We start from the raw sequence: 15,640 nt of genomic DNA on the forward strand, positions 1-15,640 counted from the left end.
GATCGACACGCTGCTACCGTTTCCAAACTCTACGCAGAACTAGCCTTGTGTGGAAGGTGGAGCGGCTGGACGCTTACCGTTCTCCTTGTGCGTTTGGTCTTGTTTTGTCTCGTTCTGTCTCGTTAGACCTTGTGCGCTGCACAAAGTTCAAACGAGTCAAAACGAGACAGAACCGGACAAGCAAACGAGCACGAATGCCGCAAGGGTCGAATTTCGGACCCCCCGCCTATACTGGCGGCATGAAATCCGACGGGGCTACGGTGCGGGAGCGAGTCGCAAGTTGGCAAGGATGGCGGCGTAAAGTTCCGGCGTGAGTGCGCCCGACAGGCTGTAAACATCGGGTGCGTTATCGACGACCAGGTAGGCATATTGGGAACTCGGCGGCGCGGACTGAATCCAATATGCATGCACCTTGTCGCGCGCGGTGTGGGTGTAACGGATGGCGTTGTCCAGGCCTTCTACCCTTCTGATTTTTGCCCATGGATCGGTGCTACTCACCGGGTGGCCCAGTTGCTCAAGGAACTGGTTCGCAGATAGCTTTTGCCTATACTTGTCCACCAGTTCCCGTACCGACGTGGAGGATAGGACGACGTCATGTCTGGGGTCTCCGTCGGGAGGAATCAGATGCACGGACGGGGCCATGCGGGTAGCGATAAAGATCTTGCTGACAAGTGCGGTCGGCAATTGTATTTCCAGCATTCCGAACTGGAGCACCGCGCAGCCGCCGCAGGCTGCGTTGCGTGGCCATTCGACTTGTTCCAGAACGACAGGGCTTACCCCCTGCGCAGGAGTAAGCCAACTGACCGCCGTCAGCAGCAATAGCGCGGAAGTAGGGCGTGTCAGACGCATTGTGACGACCTTGATAATAACCTCGAAGAGGCGATGCCGAGTGCCGCCAGGTCCAAAGCCGTTCTCCACTTGTAAATCACTGCACGAGCGCAGGTGAATGACAACCTTTTTCGATATGCGTTGAAAAGGCCGCGACCTAGCTGACGGATCAACCATGTAATGGATGCTTGGCCGCCGGGCGGCGAGGGGATCCAGCCAAACGCAGATGAACACTTTTGTGTCTCTGTCAGCATCATGCCAAATACTTTCGCGACGTCTTCGTTGACGTCGCCGTCCCAGACCGGCAGAACATTCGCGTACCGGTAAAGTGATTGAATCATTCCCTTGATTTCAGCCTTCTCAGCGTCTGTTGCCATTTTAACTCCCCATCTCGTCGGTCAATTCCAGCGGAATCTCCACTGTAGGCAGGTGCTTGGCGAGGATGTTGAGCGGAGTTAAAGACGCAGATAGTTGCGCACCGCGGATCGCCAAATGAAAACGCCCTGCCGGGCGGCAGGGCGTTGGGCTTAACGCGGCTTGCACCATCAGGCGGCGACGTCGCGCCCGCTCCTGGCCGACCAGCGGTACAGACCCCACACCATCGCCACGCCGAGGATCAGCGCGATGACCATGGCCTGCGCCTCGCTCAGCGAGTTGGCGATGGCCAGCGGCTCGCCCTTGCCGGAGACCACGATCAGGCCGGCCAGCGCGACGTTGAACAGGCTCTCGCCGACGATGAAGCCCGACATCACCAGCACGCCCAGGCGCTTGGCGGTGTCGCCGCCGACCTTGTGCTCCATCGCGCGGTCGAACAGGTAGCCGGCCACGGCGCCGATGCACACCGGCGTGATCACGGCGCTCGGCAGGTAGATCGCCAGGCCCACGCCCAGCGGCGGCAGCGAGTACTTGCCGTTGCTGGACTTCTTCAAGGCGAAGTTGATCGCCACCAGCAGCAGGCCGACCAGCGCGCCGTAGCCCAGCAGGTCCCAGCGCAGCTGGCCGCCGATGACGCCCTTGGCCAGGGTCGAAATCAGCAGCGCCTGCGGCGCGGCCAGCGGCTGGTCCGAGATCGAATTGAGGTTGGGCGCGCCGACGAAGCCGTTCGCATGGTTGAGCAGCTCGAGCACCGGCGGCACCACGCACGAACCGGCGATCACGCCGATCAGCAGGCCGACCTGCTGCTTCCACGGCGTGGCGTCGACCAGCTGGCCGGTCTTCAAGTCCTGCAGGTTGTCGTTGCCGATCACGGCCACGGCCAGCACCACGGTGGTGACGAACAGCGCATAGGCAATCAGCGCCTGGGCCACTTCAGGACCCATGATGCTGCGGCCGACCATGCCCACGCTCAGCGCGGCGCCGAGGATGGTCAGGATGGCGATGCCGGACACCGGCGAATTCGAGGAGCCGATCAGGCCCGCCATGTAGCCGCAGACGGCGGCGGCGAACATGCCGGCGATCAGGATGTAGCCGATGCCGACCGCCACCAGCGGCAACGCCAGCGACGCCAGCGGGCCGCCTTGCAGGAAGCTGGCCAGCAGCCAGCCGGCCGGCACCATCGACAGCAGCGTGACCAGGCCGACCACGAAGATCGGCAGGTCCTGTTCGGTGCGATCGAGCACGCCGCCATTGAGCTTGGCCTTGCGCGCCGAATCCATCGCCGACTTCAGGCCGCCGAAGATAGGCTTGGCCAGGCCGGCCAGGGTGATGATCGCGGCCATGCCGATCACGCCGGCGCCCATCATGCGCACTTCCTTGGACCAGATGCCCAGCGCGTGGGCGGAGGCGTCGACGCCGGCAGCGGCCGGGGACAGGGACGTCATCAACGGCACCATGATGCCCCAGGCGATGACCAGGCCGGCCAGCATCGCGATGCCGACCGTGATGCCCATCAGGTGGCCGGCGCCGATCAGCGCCAGCGAGCTCGATGCGCCGATGCCGGTGGCGCCCGCGTTGGCGCCGGCGCCGGTGCGGAAGTAGATCGCCACTTCGCCGGCCATCAGCTTGACGGCGGCGCCGGCGGCGAATACCGCGGAAGCGGTGCTGCCCCAGATCACGGCCCACAAGCCGGCCTTGCCCTCGGCGGCGCCGGCGCGCGAAGCCATGCCGACCTTGAGCACTTCAGCGGCGGCCACGCCTTCCGGGTAGGGCAGGTCGGACTGCGACACCAGCGCGCGGCGCAGCGGCATGGTGTACATCACGCCCAACACGCCGCCGATGGCGCAGGCGCCGAAGGTCGGCCAGAACGGCACCTTGGCCCACCAGCCTATCATCAACAGGCCAGGCAGCACGAAGATCACCGACGCCAGCGTGCCGGCGGCCGAGGCGATGGTCTGGACGATGTTGTTTTCCTGGATGGTGGCGTCCTTGAAGGCGCTCAGCAGCGCCATCGAGATGACGGCGGCCGGGATCGAGGTGGCGAAGGTCAGACCCACTTTCAGCCCCAGGTAGACCTGAGCCGCCGTGAAGACCAGCGTGATCAGGATGCCCAGGATGATGCCGCGAACGGTGATTTCCTTGGGGTTGGACGGTGCAGCTATGCTCATCTTCAGCACTCCGGTGGAGAATAATATTGTTTATATAATCAGAAAAAGGGAAAAGCGCCTCATGATATCCGAAGTCCAGTCGGGCCAGCAGGTAAAATAGCGGATTGTCAGAACGATTTTGAAGGTCACAGCATGTCGATACAATGGTACCCAGGGCATATGAACGCCGCCAAGAAAAAGGCGGCCGAGCAGATGGAGAACACCGATCTGGTGATCGAGGTGGTCGACGCGCGCCTGCCCGAGGCCAGCACCAATCCGATGGTGGAGGAGCTGCGCAAGTTCCGCCAGCGTCCGTGCCTGAAGATCCTCAACAAGATCGACCTGGCCGATCCGGCCGCCACGGCGGCCTGGGTGGCCTATTACAACGCGCAGGAAGGCGTGACCGCGTTCGCGATGACCACCAAGAAGCCGGCCGACGTCACCCGCGTGCCGGAACTGGCCAAGCAGCTGGCGCCGCACCGCGGCGTGCCGACCAAGCCGCTGCGCATCATGATCATGGGGATACCCAACGTCGGCAAGTCGACCCTGATGAACGCGCTGCTCAAGCGCAAAGTGGCCAAGGTCGGCGACGAGCCGGCGGTGACCAAGCAGCAGCAGAAGCTCTACCTGGACAAGAACACCATCCTGGTCGACACGCCGGGCATGTTGTGGCCGAAGATCGCGCTGCCGAGCGACGGCCTGATGCTGGCCGCCAGCCACGCGATCGGCTCGAACGCGCTGATCGAAGAGGAAGTGGCGGTGTTCCTGGCCGACGAGATGTTGAAGTACTACCCGCAGCTGCTGGTGGCGCGCTACGGCTTCAAGGATATCGAGAGCTTCGACGGCATCGCGGTGGTGGAGGGCGTGGCGGCCAAGCGCGGCTTCCGCCAGAAGGGCGGCGACCTCGATTTCGAGAAGGCCTCGCACACCTTCCTGGGCGACTACCGCAGCGGCATCCTGGGCCGCATCTCGCTGGAGACCCCGGCCAGCCGCAAGGGCCGGCTGGAAGTGCACGACGCCGAGATGGCCGTCAAGAACGCCGAGAAGGCCGCCATCGCCGCCGCCAAGGCCGCAGCCTACGCCAACGGCAAGCGCGGTACTTGAACCCGGATTAGCCGAAACGGAAGCTGGAGACTGCCAGCGCTCCCATGAACGCCTCCTCGTGGTAGGGCACGGCCGCCTGGTCGTTCTCCGCCGCGCCCAGCGCCACCATCAGCGGCAGCAGATGCTCCTCGCGCGGATGCGCCATGCGCGCGGCCGGCGCCTGTTCCCATTCCAATAAGCGCGCCGTGCGCTCCTGCGGCGGCAGCGCCATGGTCGCGCGCAGCCAGCCGTCGAACGCGTGCGAGGCCGCCGCGCCCTGCGCGTTGAAGGCGCGCAGGTTGTGGTAACTGAGCCCGCTGCCGACGATCAGCACCCCCTGCTCGCGCAAGGGCGCCAGCAAACGGCCCACTTCCAGATGCGTCAACGGATCGAGGCCGCGCTTGAGCGACAGCTGCACGATCGGCACCTGCGCATCCGGATAGATCGGATACATGGCGCTGAAGGTGCCGTGGTCGTAGCCCCGCTGCGCGTCCAGCCGCGCCGGATGGCCGCCCGCTTCGAGCAGCTGCCGGACCTGCTCCGCCAGCTCCGGCGAACCCGGTGCGCTGTATTGCACCTCGTAGGTATGCGGCGGGAAGCCGCCGTAGTCGTAGATCATCGGCGGTTTGGCCGACGACGACAACGTGAAATCGCGCTCCTCCCAATGCGCCGTAATCACCAGCACCGCCTTCGGCGTCACGCCGAGCTGGCGCGGGATGTCGCGCAGCGCGGCGTCCAGTTGGCCGTACAGATGGCCCACCTGGTCCATCATGAACGGCCACGGACCGCCGCCGTGGGAGAGGAAATAGCTGGGCAATGCATGCATGAAAAGCTCCGGTTTGAGTATGACCTCACTATAAGCACCGTCGCCGTTGCGATCAATGCACGAAATATAGATAGGTCCTATCTAAAATGTTAATGATCCGGGGCGCCCGCGTATAATGCCGGGGTTCTGGTGCTTGCCCATGTGCTCACATGCGCAGTTAAACGGGAAACACAAGGCCGCCCGCGCCCACGGCGCGACGGCCAAGGTGTGCTGCCCCCGCAACGGTAACGCGAGGCGTCGTTCAGCCTTGCCAGCCCGGATATCGGCCAGACTGGGGGGAGCGCGCAGTGACTACGTCCGCGCGGCTTCCGTACACTTCCAGCCTGCGGGGACGCGGGCGGATGTCTCTTTTGAAAATGACCTGACATGCAATCCTCCGCCTTCCAACCGCGCCTGCTGGCCGCCGCCGTCTCCCTGTGCTTCGCCGCCGCCGTTCCCGCCGCCGCCCAGATATCCGAGGTGCTCGCACCGGTCGTCATCACCGGCTCGCGCTTCGACGCCAATGCCGCGCTGACGCCGATCGGCGCCGTCGTCATCACGGCGGAAGAGATCCAGCGCGCCGGCGCCAACGACGTCAACACGGCGATCCGCAAGGTTGGTGGCGTGTACGGCCGCCAAAGCCTGGACGGCAGCCCGGACTTCAGCCTGGACCTGCGCGGCTTCGGCACCAACAGCGCCCAGAACATGGTGATCGTGCTCGATGGCGTGCGCCTGTCGGAAAATGAACTGAGCAACGCCATCCTGTCGACCATCCCGATCGACACCGTGGACCACATCGAAATCACGCGCGGCGGCGCCAGCGTCTTGTACGGCGACGGCGCCACCGGCGGCGTGATCAACATCGTCACCAAGCGCCCGGTCAAGAATACCCGTCGCGGCAGCGTGTTCGTCGAGGGCGGCCAGTTCCGCGCCGGCGAAGCGCGCGTCTCCGGTTTCCAGGCCTGGGACGGCTTCGCCGCCGACGCCACGCTCGACACCCAGCGCACCGACAACTACCGCGACAACAACGAATTCAAACAGACCCACTTCAGCGGCGGCGCGCAATGGTTCGACAACGCCGGCCGCGTGGGCTTCCGTTACGAAGGCGCGCGTCAGGACATGCACTTCGCCGGCGCGCTGGCGGAGGATCAATACAAGGCCAATCCGCGCCAGTCCACCACGCCGAACGACAGCGGCAAACTCGATAGCGACCGCTTCACCGCCTTCGGCCAGCGCCGCATCGGCGCTTACGAGCTGGCCGCAGACCTGTCGTTCCGCAAGAAGACGGCCGACGCGACTTACGTCAGCGTCAAAGGTCCGTCGACCTACACCCTCGACAGCAAGCAGACCCAGTTCTCGCCGCGCGTGCGCCGCCTGGGCGAGATCGGCGGCCTGCTGAACGAGATGGTGGCAGGCTTCGACTGGACCGTATGGAACCGCGCCGCCAGCGACACCAAGCTGTCCTCGGCGGCCGACGCCACCCAGCACTCGAAGGCGCTGTACGTCCGCGACGAGCTGCGTTTCGACGCCGCCCATGAAGGCCGCGTATCGGCCGGCGTGCGCCGCGAAATCTTCAACAAGGATTTCAACGATCGGCTCAACACCTATGGCCCCAACGCCTACAAATTGGCGCAAGGCCTGAACGCCTGGGAACTGCAGGCGAGCTACATGCCGGTCGCGCACCTGACCGTCTACAGCAAGACGGGCCAAAGCTACCGCGTCGCCAACGCCGATGAAAACGGCTACACCGTCGACACCAACAAGGTGCTGCTGGTGCCGCAGCAGTCGCATGACCTGGAGCTGGGCGTCAGCTACGGCACCGCCGCGCAGAAAATCACCGGCCGCGTATTCCGCCACAACCTGACCAACGAGATCTTCTTCGATCCGACCCTTAACCTCGGCTATGGCGCCAACACCAACCTGGCGCCGACCCGCCGCGAAGGCTTCGAAGTCGACGCCCAGCAGCGCATCAACGCCGACTGGAACCTCACCGCCCACTACCAGCACGTGGACGCCAAGTTCACCGAAGGCGCCAACAACGGCAAGCAGATGGTGCTGGTGCCGAAGAACACGCTGACCGCGCGCCTGAGCTGGACCCCGGCCAACGGCCACACCGCCGATGTCGGCGCGCAGTGGGTGGACAGCCAGCGTTACGGCGGGGACTTCAGCAACGACTGCTCGGCCCAGATCCCGTCCTACACCACGCTCGACGCGCGCTACGCCCGCAAGCTGGGCCGCTGGGAGTTCGCCGTATCGGGCCAGAACCTGGCCGACAAGCGCTACTTCTCGGAAGCCTACGGCTGCAAGTACGGCATCTACACCGCCGACGGCCGCCAGCTGAAACTCTCGGCCCGCTACGAGTTCTGATGCGCGCGGTGACCACGTCCATCCGCTGCACCGTGCTGGTGCTGGTGCTGGCGCTGGCTTGCGCGCCGCTGTGCGCGCAGGCCGCCATCACCGTGCAGGACGACGCCGGCAACAGCGTCGCCGTCGCCAAGCCGGCGCAGCGCATCATCTCGATGGCGCCGCACATCACCGAGCTGCTGTTCGCGGCCGGCGGCGGCGAGCGCGTGGTCGGCGTGATGAACTACAGCGACTACCCCGAAGCGGCCAAGCGCATCCCGCAGGTCGGCAGCAACGCCACCATCGACATGGAGCACGTGCTGGCGCTGCGTCCGGACCTGCTGGTGGTCTGGAAGAGCGGGAACACCGCGCGCCAGCTGGAGCAGCTGAAAAGCCTGGGCATCCCGATCTTCTACAGCGATCCGCAAAAGCTGGACGAAGTGGCCACCAGCCTGACCCGCCTGGGCCAGCTGATGGGCACCGAGGCCGCCGCCCACAAGGCGGCGCAGGACTATCGGCAGCGGATCGCCAAACTGACGGCCAGCTACGCGCAACGGCCGACGGTGCGGGTGTTCTACCAGATATGGGAAAAACCCATCTTCACGCTCAGCGGTGAGCACATCGTCAGCGATGCGATCCGCGTCTGCGGCGGCCAGAACGTGTTCGCCGCGCTCAAGCTGCCGGCGCCCACCGTCAGCACCGAGGCGGTGTTGCAGGAGAACCCGGAAGCGATCTTCGGCGGCGACCAGCACGACGCCGAATCCGGCATCAACATCTGGAAACAGTACAAGGGCATGCTGGCGGTCCAGCGGGGCAACCTGTTCACGCTGGACGGCGAACAGCTGGTGCGCGCCACGCCGCGCATCGCCGACGGCGTCGCCGCGCTGTGCGAACGGCTGGAGACGGCGCGCCGGCGCCGGCCCTGAAGCTTAACGCCGCCGTCATTTGCACATCGCGGAAAAGGTGGTAATCTCGCGGCGTTTGCCATTTACCTTGTTGAAGGACAGTTATGCGTTTCCTGAACTTGCTGCGCCCCCTGATTGCCACCGCTGCCTTCATGGCCTTCGCTGCCGGCGCCCACGCCGCCGAATTCAAGAACGGCGTCGATTTCACCACGCTCGACGCGACCACCCGTCCGGAGACCGGCAAGAAGGTCGAAGTGCTGGAAGTGTTCATGTACCACTGCCCACATTGCAACGCGCTCGAGGCGCCACTGGCGGACTGGGTCAAGAAACAGGGCGACAAGATCGTGTTCCGCCGCATGCACCTGGGCGAGGACGCGCAAGCCAAGGCCTTCTTCACGCTGGAAGCGATGAACGCGCTGGGCAACGGCTTGCACGAGAAGTTCTTCCACGCCGTGCACGTCGAGCACAACCGCCTCAACACCGACCAGTCCATCCTGGACTTCGTCGTCAAGAATGGCGTCGACAAGGCCAAATACCAGGAATTTTTCAACTCGTTCGCGGTCCAAACGAAGATGAAACGTGGCGTGCAACTGGCAAACCAGTATAAACTCGACAGCGCACCGGCCCTGGTGATCAATGGCCACTATACGACCTCGCCAGCCATCGCCGGCCACGGCCTGGCGACGGTTCCCGAGGCGCACGCCGCCATGTTTGCGGTGATGGACAACCTGGTTGCCAAGTCGGCACAGGAACGCGCCACTAAGAAGTAAGGAAAGCTATGAAAGAAATCAGCGATGAACGCAAGGCGGCCGAAGGTGAGGTCATGAAGATCTACAAGGAGTCCTCGCCGGTCATCGAAACCCTGTTCGAATGGGCCTACATCAACCACGTGGCATGGACCCTGGCGATGCTGGCGCTGGGCTTCATCGTCTGGCTGCTGATCGCCTTGAGCAATGCCGAGAACCAGCGCAACGCGCTGATGACCAAGCAGTGCGCCGATCCCGTCTTCAAGGGGGAGCTCGACAAGAAGTGCCTGCGCACCGTGCATTCGCGCGAGCATTGGTGGGAGCACGTAGGTTACGCGCTGACCCACGTCAGCCCGGAAAAATAAGCATGAAAAAATAAGCATGACCCCAGCCCGCAGCAGCGGGCTTTTTTCTGTGATAAGGCATCCGATGAAACAAGTGATACTGGTCACCGGCAGCAGCCGGGGCATAGGCGCGGCGACGGCGCTGATGGCGAGCCGCCGTGGTTATGCGGTGTGCATCAACTACCTGCGCGACGCGCAGGCGGCCGCGCAGTTGCGCGCGCAGATCGTCGCCGAGGGCGGCGAGGCGATCGCCGTGCAGGCCGACGTCAGCGTGGAGGCCGACGTGCAGCGCCTGTTCGAGACCATCGACGAGGAACTGGGTCCGCTGACGGCGCTGGTCAACAACGTCGGCATACTGGAGCAGCAGTGCCGCCTGACCGAGATGTCGGTGGAGCGCCTGCAGCGCGTGTTCAGCACCAATGTGATCAGCTACTTCCTGTGCTGCAAAGAGGCGGTCAAGCGCATGTCGACCGCCGACGGCGGGCAGGGTGGCGCCATCGTCAACCTGTCGTCCGGCGCGGCCCGGCATGGCGCGCCGAACGTCTACATCGACTACGCCTCGTCCAAAGGCGCGATCGACGTGATGACGCTCGGCCTGTCGAAGGAAGTGGCGGCCGAGGGCATCCGCGTGAACTGCGTCCGCCCGGGCATGATTTATACCGACATCCACGCCAGCGGCGGCGACCCTGGCCGCGTGGCGCGGCTGGAGGCCAACGTGCCGATGCTGCGCGGCGGCCAGCCGGAGGAAATCGCCGAGACGATCTTGTGGCTGCTCAGCCCACAATCGTCCTACGTCAGCGGCGCCATCATCGATGCCGCCGGCGCGCGCTAGTAATCCTTAGCCGCGGATCACCACCGTGCAGGTGGTGCCGGCCACCAGCTCCAACCCTTTCGGCTGCTGGTCGATGTGGATGCGCACCGGCACCCGCTGCGCCAGCCGCACCCAATTGAAAGTCGGGTTGACGTCGGCCAGTAATTCGCGGCCGGTGTTGGCGTCGCGGTCGGTGATGCCGTGGGCGATGCTCTCGATATGTCCTTGCAGCTGGGCCGCGCCGCTCATCAGATGGACTTCGACGGCGTCGTTCACCTTCAGCAGCGGCAGCTTGGTCTCCTCGAAATAGCCGACCACGTAGAACGAGGCGCTGTTGATCATCGCCAGCTTGGCCGCGCCGACGGCGGCGAAATCGCCCGCGTGCACGTTCAGGTTGGTGACGTAGCCGGTGACGGGCGCGCGCACCACCGTGCGTTCCAGGTTCAGCGCCGCCAGGTTGCGCGCCGCCAGCGCGGCCTGGTACTGCGCCGCCGCCGTGCCGACCGCGAATTCCGCCGTCTCCTTGCTCTCGGCCGAGATGATGGAATTGTCCAGCCCCGCGCGGCGATTGGCCTCCTTGCCGCGCCGGCCCTTCTCCACCTGCTGCGACGCCAGCACGGCGTTGGCCTGCACCAGCGCGCTCTGATAGCGCGCCTTGTCGACCACGAACAGCACCTCGCCCTGCTTGACCAGCTGGTTATCGCGCACCATCACCTCGGTGACGGTGCCGGCGACGTCGGCGCTGATGGTGACCACGTCGGCCTTGATGCGGCCGTCGCGGGTCCAGGCGGACTCCATGTAGTGGTCCCAGGCCGAACGTCCCATCCACAGGGCGGCCGCCAGCAACAGCATGGTCAGGAAAAAGCGGAAGATTTTGGAGGCACTCACGGCGGGCTTTCTGATTGAATTGAGTTTATTTGTACAGCGTGACCAGCAGGGCGCTGAAGATGCAGACGAACAGGCACAGTCGGACCAGCGCCGGATGCCAGCTGCGGCGGTAGGCGCCGAGGTGGCTCAGGGCGCTGTCGAGCGCCACTTGCAGCACCAGGCTGACGAGGAACAGCGGCAGCACGCCGGGCAGCAGTACGCCGAAAAAATCGATCTCACGCGGCATGGCCGGCTTCTCCTGTAGTGATCTGGTCCAGCAGGGACGTGTAAATGGAATGCAGGTCGGTCAGCGCGGTGTGCAGGCGCAGCTGGCGTTCCGGCGTGGCGGAGGGCAGGGCGGCGCGCACGCTGGCGCCGGCATCGAGTATCGATTGCAGCGCCGTCTCGCCGCTGGCGCGCGCCGGCGCCCGCAGGTAGGCGGCCAGCTGGCGCACCACCAGCTTCAGCGCCACCGGCACCGGGCCTGGCTGCGAGCTGGCGATCAGCTGGCGCAGCTCGATCACGGCGTGGCCCAGTTCCAGCAAGGTCAGGCCCTGGCGCACCACGGCGCGCGCGGCGTCGTTGGGCGCCGGGCCGGAGGCGGCGTTCAGTTGGCTGAGCAGGTCGCGCACGCGATTGTCGAAGCGCCGCTTCAGCCGGTATATCGACGCAGTGCAAGCGCCTTGCGCCTCGCGCCACAGCGCGGCGGCCACGTGGTCCTTCTGGCCCATGGTGTGCTCCGGCAGCACCACCTTGAACATCAGGTAAGCCACCGCCACGCCCATCGTCAGCGACAGTTCGCTGCTGATGAAGCTCTCGACGTCGTAGTGCATCAAGTTGGTCGGCACCACCAGCGTGGCGCAGAACATGCAGATGCCGATGCCCACGCCGGCCCAGCGCGGGCTGGTCATCAGATAACTGCCCAGCACGAAGATGGGCAGCGCGGCGATGATCAGCGTCGGGAAGTCGTTGGCGCGGGCGACCAGGAAGAATTCGGTGGCGAAGGCCAGCGGCGTGGCGAGCAGGAAGCCGATCAGCACCTGCCGCACCATGGCCGTCGGCCGCGGCGACGACGAGGCCAGCGCGCAGAAGATGGTCGCCATCAAAATGGCGTTGCCGAGAAAGGGCCACGCCAGCCAGTACCACACGCCGGCCGTCAGCAGCAGCGTGACGCCGGCGCGGAAGCCGCTGGCGACGATGATGGCCGGCGGCGTCTTCGGCGTGTAGGCGCCGGGATCGCTGACCTGTTGCCGCTTCTCCTGCGCCAGGCCGAGATACAAGCCGGCGAAGCCTTCCATGTCGCGCACATAGCGTTCCAGCAGTTCCACCGCCGTGTCGAAGTCGATCTGTTGCGCGCGTTCGACCGCCGCCGCCAGCTGGGCGCGGGCGGCGGCGATGTCGCTGGCCAGGCCGGCGCGCATCCGCGCCATGCGCTGCGGCGTCAGCTCGTCGCCCATGGCTTGCGCCAGGTGCGCGTGCATCGGCTCCACCAGTTCCAGCACCGGCCGCGCATGCGCCGGCGCCGCGCCGCGCAGGCGGTGGATCAGGCGATGCAGCGTGTAGAAGGTGGTCAGCACCGTCATGAAGGCGGCATTGAAGGCATGCAGCTGGCGCGTGTGCGAGCGCGGATGGTCGGCCTCGAAGAAGGCGGCGGCGCGACCTGATTCCAGCGCTGCGATGTCGGCGGCGAACTTCAGGTGGTTGAGTTCCGTCTCGGCCGGCGTCAACCGCTGCTCCAGCACCTGGGTGCAGAAGGTGATGAAGCTGGCGTAGCGCGCCTGCACGGTGCGCATCACGGCGCGCGAATGGCGGCGCGGGAAGACCACGTCGTGCACCACGGCGGCGCAGATGATGCCCAGTCCGACCTCGGTCACGCGCGTGACGGCCAGCGTGAACACGCGGTCCGGCGCGTCGATGGCGGGGACGGCGATCATGCAGGCGGTGTAGCCGGCCAGGACGAAGCTGTACGATTGCTGGTTGCGGTGCATGGCGGCGCCGCCGGTGCACAGGGCGATCCAGACCGCCACGCCGAGCAACAGCAGCGGCGGCGATTGCGGGAACAGCGCCACCAGCAGCAGCGAGGCCGAGCAGCCGACCAGCGTGCCGAGAAAACGGTAGAAAGCCTTTTCCAGCACCATGCCGCTGCTGGGCAGGGCCAGGATCACGGTGGTGGCGAGTGCGGTGTAGGGGGCGTCGAGGCCGAGGCGGAAGGCCAGCCACAGCGCGGAGAAGGACGCCAGCATGGTCTTGGCGACGAACATCCAGCGCTCGCCTTCGGTGTTGAACCAGTCGGCGGTTTGCGCCGCCAGCCAGCGCAATGTTCCCTTTGCCGCGCTGGGGTCCTGTTGGGGAGTGGCGGCTAGGGGAGGGTTCATGGCGTCAGTTCAGGCTATGTGAGTGCTTCGAGATTATCCAGCTGCCGTTTGAGCAGCGCTTCAAGTACTTTAACTTCTTCAGGGCTGTAGCCGTCGTAGGCGCGGGTGGTGGTCGCCCAGACTTCCGGCAGCACTTTGGCGGCCAGATCGCGGCCGGCGTCGGTCAGCGTGATCATCACGCAGCGGCGGTCGCCGGGGCGGTTGCCGCGCGAAATCAGGCCTTGCGACTCCAGGTCGTTGCATACGCGCGTCAGGTTGGCCGGCTTTTCCATGCAGGCCTCGCCCAGCGTGGATGCCGTCGATGTCTCGTCGTCCGAGCCGTACAGCACGGCCAGCACCATGTAACTGGCGTCAACCAGCTCATATTTGCGCAGCGCCGCGTTGCTCAGGTCTTTCATCCTTTTTTGGATGTGGTAAGTCATGCGCAGCACGCGCATCAAATCCTCGGGGAACTCCGGCATTCGGGCATGGATGTTTTTCAGGCGTTTTTTAGTCGCTTCAAAACTGCTCATTGCCTGCTCCTCACACTGTTTTTCAAAGGCTTTGATTGTACTATCTAAGCATCATGGCAATTCCAGTTTTATGCCGCCACCCAGCGCGGTCATCAACAATGTGTAGTTATCTAGTTGTTTGCTAGCCACTTGCGCCATCTGCTGTTCCTCGTTCAATAAGGTCAGCTGCGCATTGATCACGTTCAGCGCGTCGGTCATGCCGGCGCGGTAGGCGCGCTCCGCCAGCGCCTGCTGGCGGCGGGCCGAGGCCAGGGCGCGCCGCGCCAGCTGGTCCTGCTGCCTGACCGAAGCGATGCGCACCACCGCGTTGGCCACGTCGGCCATCGCCTGCACCACGGTGGCGTTGTACTGCTCGACCGCGCCGTCGTAGAGCGCGGTCTGGTTGCCGAGCTGACTGCGCAAGCGGCCGCCTTCGAAGATCGGCAGGCTGATGGCCGGCGTCACGCCGCGCATCGCCGAATTACTGTCCAAAAAATGCGTGAACCCCAGCGACTGGACGCCGACAAACGCCGCCAGGTTGATGTTCGGGTAAAAATCGGCCTTGGCGCCGGCGATGCGGGCGGTCGCCGCTTCCATCCGCCAGCGCTGGGCCGCGATGTCGGGCCGGTGGCCGACCAGTTCCGCCGGCAGCGAGGCGGGCACCGCTCCGCCATGGCCGGCGTCGAGGGCCAGCATCGGCCGGGCGATCGCATCGCCGTCGCCCGGTCCTTTGCCGATCAGTGCCGCCAGCTGGTTGCGCAGCAGGGCGATCGATACGCCGATCTGCTCATGCTCGCGGCGTCCGGCCGGCAGCGTGGTTTCTATGCTCGCGACGTCGATCTCGCTGGCCAGCCCCGCGGCCTGGCGCTTGCGCGTGATGTCCAGGATGCGCTGGCGCTGCGCCAGGTTCTGCGCCACGCTGTCCTGCAGCGAGTATTCCAGCGACAGCTGGATGTAGCTGCGCACGATGGCCGATTCCAGCGTCAGCCGCGCCATCTGCGATTCGGCCGACGCCATGTGCACCTCGTCCAGCGCGGCGGCCAGCGCATCGCGGTTGCGGCCCCACAGATCGAGGTCGTAGGTGCCGGACAGCGCGGCCGTGTTCTTCCAGGCGTAGTTGCCGGCCAAGGGAGCGGGCACGGTGCTGTGCGCGGAATACAGTTCACGGTCGGCACTGGCGGAGGCGCTCACCTGCGGCAGCGTGCCGGCCTTGGCGATGCCGGCCAGCGACTCGGCCTGGCGCACGCGCGCCTGGGTGGCGCGCAGCGTCGGGTTGTCGGCCAGCGCGGCGGCTACCAGATTGTTCAGCTGCCGGTCATGCAGCGCTTCCCACCATTGCTGCTCGGGCCAGGCCGCGGTGGCGCTGGCGCTGGCGATGGCTAGACCGGGATTGAGTTCGGCCGGTTTCAGCGCCACCGCCTGCGGCTTGATCTTGCCCATGTCGGCGCAACCGGCCAGCACCGCCAGCACGCAGGCTGCGAGGGCGAAGGACTGGACGGCGCGTGGCGATTTCATGGCGT

The 15,640-nt window shown here is 65.4% G+C and carries 14 protein-coding genes and 1 riboswitch; of the genes, 6 read left to right on the forward strand and 8 right to left on the reverse strand.

Features of this window, described 5'->3' with window-relative positions; translation table 11 throughout:
* Window positions 1-255: 255 nt before the first annotated feature.
* On the reverse strand, window positions 256-1,005 hold the full coding sequence (locus AC07OK_RS26570; protein ID WP_494693077.1) for a hypothetical protein: 750 nt from the start codon (window positions 1,003-1,005) through the stop codon (window positions 256-258).
* Between the two features lie 368 nt (window positions 1,006-1,373).
* Complete coding sequence (locus tag AC07OK_RS26575; protein ID WP_494693078.1) at window positions 1,374-3,371, reverse strand: OPT family oligopeptide transporter; 1,998 nt, start codon at window positions 3,369-3,371, stop codon at window positions 1,374-1,376.
* 132 nt (window positions 3,372-3,503) lie between these two features.
* Here AC07OK_RS26575 and ylqF point away from each other — a divergent pair, with 132 nt between their 5' ends.
* Window positions 3,504-4,454, forward strand: coding sequence for a ribosome biogenesis GTPase YlqF (gene ylqF, locus AC07OK_RS26580; protein WP_494693079.1), 951 nt, complete (start codon window positions 3,504-3,506; stop codon window positions 4,452-4,454).
* Between the two features lie 7 nt (window positions 4,455-4,461).
* On the opposite strand, the gene AC07OK_RS26585 is transcribed toward ylqF, so the two are convergent.
* A complete protein-coding gene (locus AC07OK_RS26585) occupies window positions 4,462-5,259 on the reverse strand; it encodes a DODA-type extradiol aromatic ring-opening family dioxygenase (protein ID WP_494693080.1) in 798 nt (265 codons plus the stop codon).
* A gap of 110 nt (window positions 5,260-5,369) precedes the next feature.
* A riboswitch (cobalamin riboswitch) is annotated at window positions 5,370-5,544 on the forward strand.
* A gap of 81 nt (window positions 5,545-5,625) precedes the next feature.
* Between AC07OK_RS26585 and AC07OK_RS26590 the strand changes: the two genes are divergently transcribed.
* The 5 genes from AC07OK_RS26590 (at window position 5,626) to AC07OK_RS26610 (ending at window position 10,408) form a co-directional block, all read left to right on the forward strand.
* Window positions 5,626-7,605, forward strand: coding sequence for a TonB-dependent receptor (locus AC07OK_RS26590; protein ID WP_494693081.1), 1,980 nt, complete (start codon window positions 5,626-5,628; stop codon window positions 7,603-7,605).
* Entirely contained in the window at window positions 7,605-8,507 is a 903-nt protein-coding gene (locus tag AC07OK_RS26595; protein ID WP_494693082.1) for a cobalamin-binding protein, read from the forward strand. The genes AC07OK_RS26590 and AC07OK_RS26595 overlap by 1 nt, the downstream gene beginning before the upstream one ends.
* An 83-nt stretch (window positions 8,508-8,590) precedes the next feature.
* Window positions 8,591-9,256, forward strand: coding sequence for a thiol:disulfide interchange protein DsbA/DsbL (locus tag AC07OK_RS26600; protein WP_494693083.1), 666 nt, complete (start codon window positions 8,591-8,593; stop codon window positions 9,254-9,256).
* An 8-nt stretch (window positions 9,257-9,264) separates the two neighbouring features.
* Window positions 9,265-9,597, forward strand: coding sequence for a hypothetical protein (locus AC07OK_RS26605; RefSeq protein WP_494693084.1), 333 nt, complete (start codon window positions 9,265-9,267; stop codon window positions 9,595-9,597).
* A 64-nt stretch (window positions 9,598-9,661) separates the two neighbouring features.
* Window positions 9,662-10,408 carry an SDR family oxidoreductase gene (locus AC07OK_RS26610; protein WP_494693085.1) on the forward strand — a complete coding sequence of 249 codons (747 nt, stop codon included), beginning with the start codon at window positions 9,662-9,664 and terminating at the stop codon, window positions 10,406-10,408.
* 6 nt (window positions 10,409-10,414) lie between these two features.
* Here the strand turns inward: AC07OK_RS26610 and AC07OK_RS26615 are convergent, their stop codons facing one another.
* Genes AC07OK_RS26615 through AC07OK_RS26635 form a run of 5 tightly spaced genes read right to left on the reverse strand, consistent with a single transcriptional unit; the run spans window position 10,415 to window position 15,635 of the window.
* Window positions 10,415-11,275: an efflux RND transporter periplasmic adaptor subunit gene (locus AC07OK_RS26615; protein WP_494693086.1), complete on the reverse strand. Its 861-nt coding sequence runs from the start codon at window positions 11,273-11,275 to the stop codon at window positions 10,415-10,417.
* Between the two features lie 25 nt (window positions 11,276-11,300).
* A complete protein-coding gene (locus AC07OK_RS26620; RefSeq protein ID WP_116992902.1) occupies window positions 11,301-11,501 on the reverse strand; it encodes a DUF1656 domain-containing protein in 201 nt (66 codons plus the stop codon).
* On the reverse strand, window positions 11,491-13,629 hold the full coding sequence (locus AC07OK_RS26625; RefSeq protein ID WP_494693087.1) for an FUSC family protein: 2,139 nt from the start codon (window positions 13,627-13,629) through the stop codon (window positions 11,491-11,493). Before AC07OK_RS26625 ends, AC07OK_RS26620 begins: the two co-directional genes overlap by 11 nt.
* A 14-nt stretch (window positions 13,630-13,643) precedes the next feature.
* Window positions 13,644-14,141 carry a MarR family winged helix-turn-helix transcriptional regulator gene (locus AC07OK_RS26630; RefSeq protein ID WP_494693088.1) on the reverse strand — a complete coding sequence of 166 codons (498 nt, stop codon included), beginning with the start codon at window positions 14,139-14,141 and terminating at the stop codon, window positions 13,644-13,646.
* A 51-nt stretch (window positions 14,142-14,192) separates the two neighbouring features.
* Window positions 14,193-15,635 (reverse strand): efflux transporter outer membrane subunit, encoded by a 1,443-nt coding sequence (locus tag AC07OK_RS26635; protein WP_494693089.1) that lies wholly within the window; start codon window positions 15,633-15,635, stop codon window positions 14,193-14,195.
* Between the last annotated feature and the right edge of the window lie 5 nt (window positions 15,636-15,640).

The sequence above is a fragment of the Duganella sp. GW821-FHT07G03 genome, assembly GCF_059418605.1.

Bases quoted from the DNA above. Each gene is read 5' to 3' on its own strand.
- AC07OK_RS26570 (WP_494693077.1), bottom strand. From the start codon at position 1,005: ATGGTTGATCCGTCAGCTAGGTCGCGGCCTTTTCAACGCATATCGAAA.
- AC07OK_RS26575 (WP_494693078.1), bottom strand. From the start codon at position 3,371: ATGAGCATAGCTGCACCGTCCAACCCCAAGGAAATCACCGTTCGCGGC.
- ylqF (WP_494693079.1), top strand. From the start codon at position 3,504: ATGTCGATACAATGGTACCCAGGGCATATGAACGCCGCCAAGAAAAAG.
- AC07OK_RS26585 (WP_494693080.1), bottom strand. From the start codon at position 5,259: ATGCATGCATTGCCCAGCTATTTCCTCTCCCACGGCGGCGGTCCGTGG.
- AC07OK_RS26590 (WP_494693081.1), top strand. From the start codon at position 5,626: ATGCAATCCTCCGCCTTCCAACCGCGCCTGCTGGCCGCCGCCGTCTCC.
- AC07OK_RS26595 (WP_494693082.1), top strand. From the start codon at position 7,605: ATGCGCGCGGTGACCACGTCCATCCGCTGCACCGTGCTGGTGCTGGTG.
- AC07OK_RS26600 (WP_494693083.1), top strand. From the start codon at position 8,591: ATGCGTTTCCTGAACTTGCTGCGCCCCCTGATTGCCACCGCTGCCTTC.
- AC07OK_RS26605 (WP_494693084.1), top strand. From the start codon at position 9,265: ATGAAAGAAATCAGCGATGAACGCAAGGCGGCCGAAGGTGAGGTCATG.
- AC07OK_RS26610 (WP_494693085.1), top strand. From the start codon at position 9,662: ATGAAACAAGTGATACTGGTCACCGGCAGCAGCCGGGGCATAGGCGCG.
- AC07OK_RS26620 (WP_116992902.1), bottom strand. From the start codon at position 11,501: ATGCCGCGTGAGATCGATTTTTTCGGCGTACTGCTGCCCGGCGTGCTG.
- AC07OK_RS26625 (WP_494693087.1), bottom strand. From the start codon at position 13,629: ATGAACCCTCCCCTAGCCGCCACTCCCCAACAGGACCCCAGCGCGGCA.
- AC07OK_RS26630 (WP_494693088.1), bottom strand. From the start codon at position 14,141: ATGAGCAGTTTTGAAGCGACTAAAAAACGCCTGAAAAACATCCATGCC.
- AC07OK_RS26635 (WP_494693089.1), bottom strand. From the start codon at position 15,635: ATGAAATCGCCACGCGCCGTCCAGTCCTTCGCCCTCGCAGCCTGCGTG.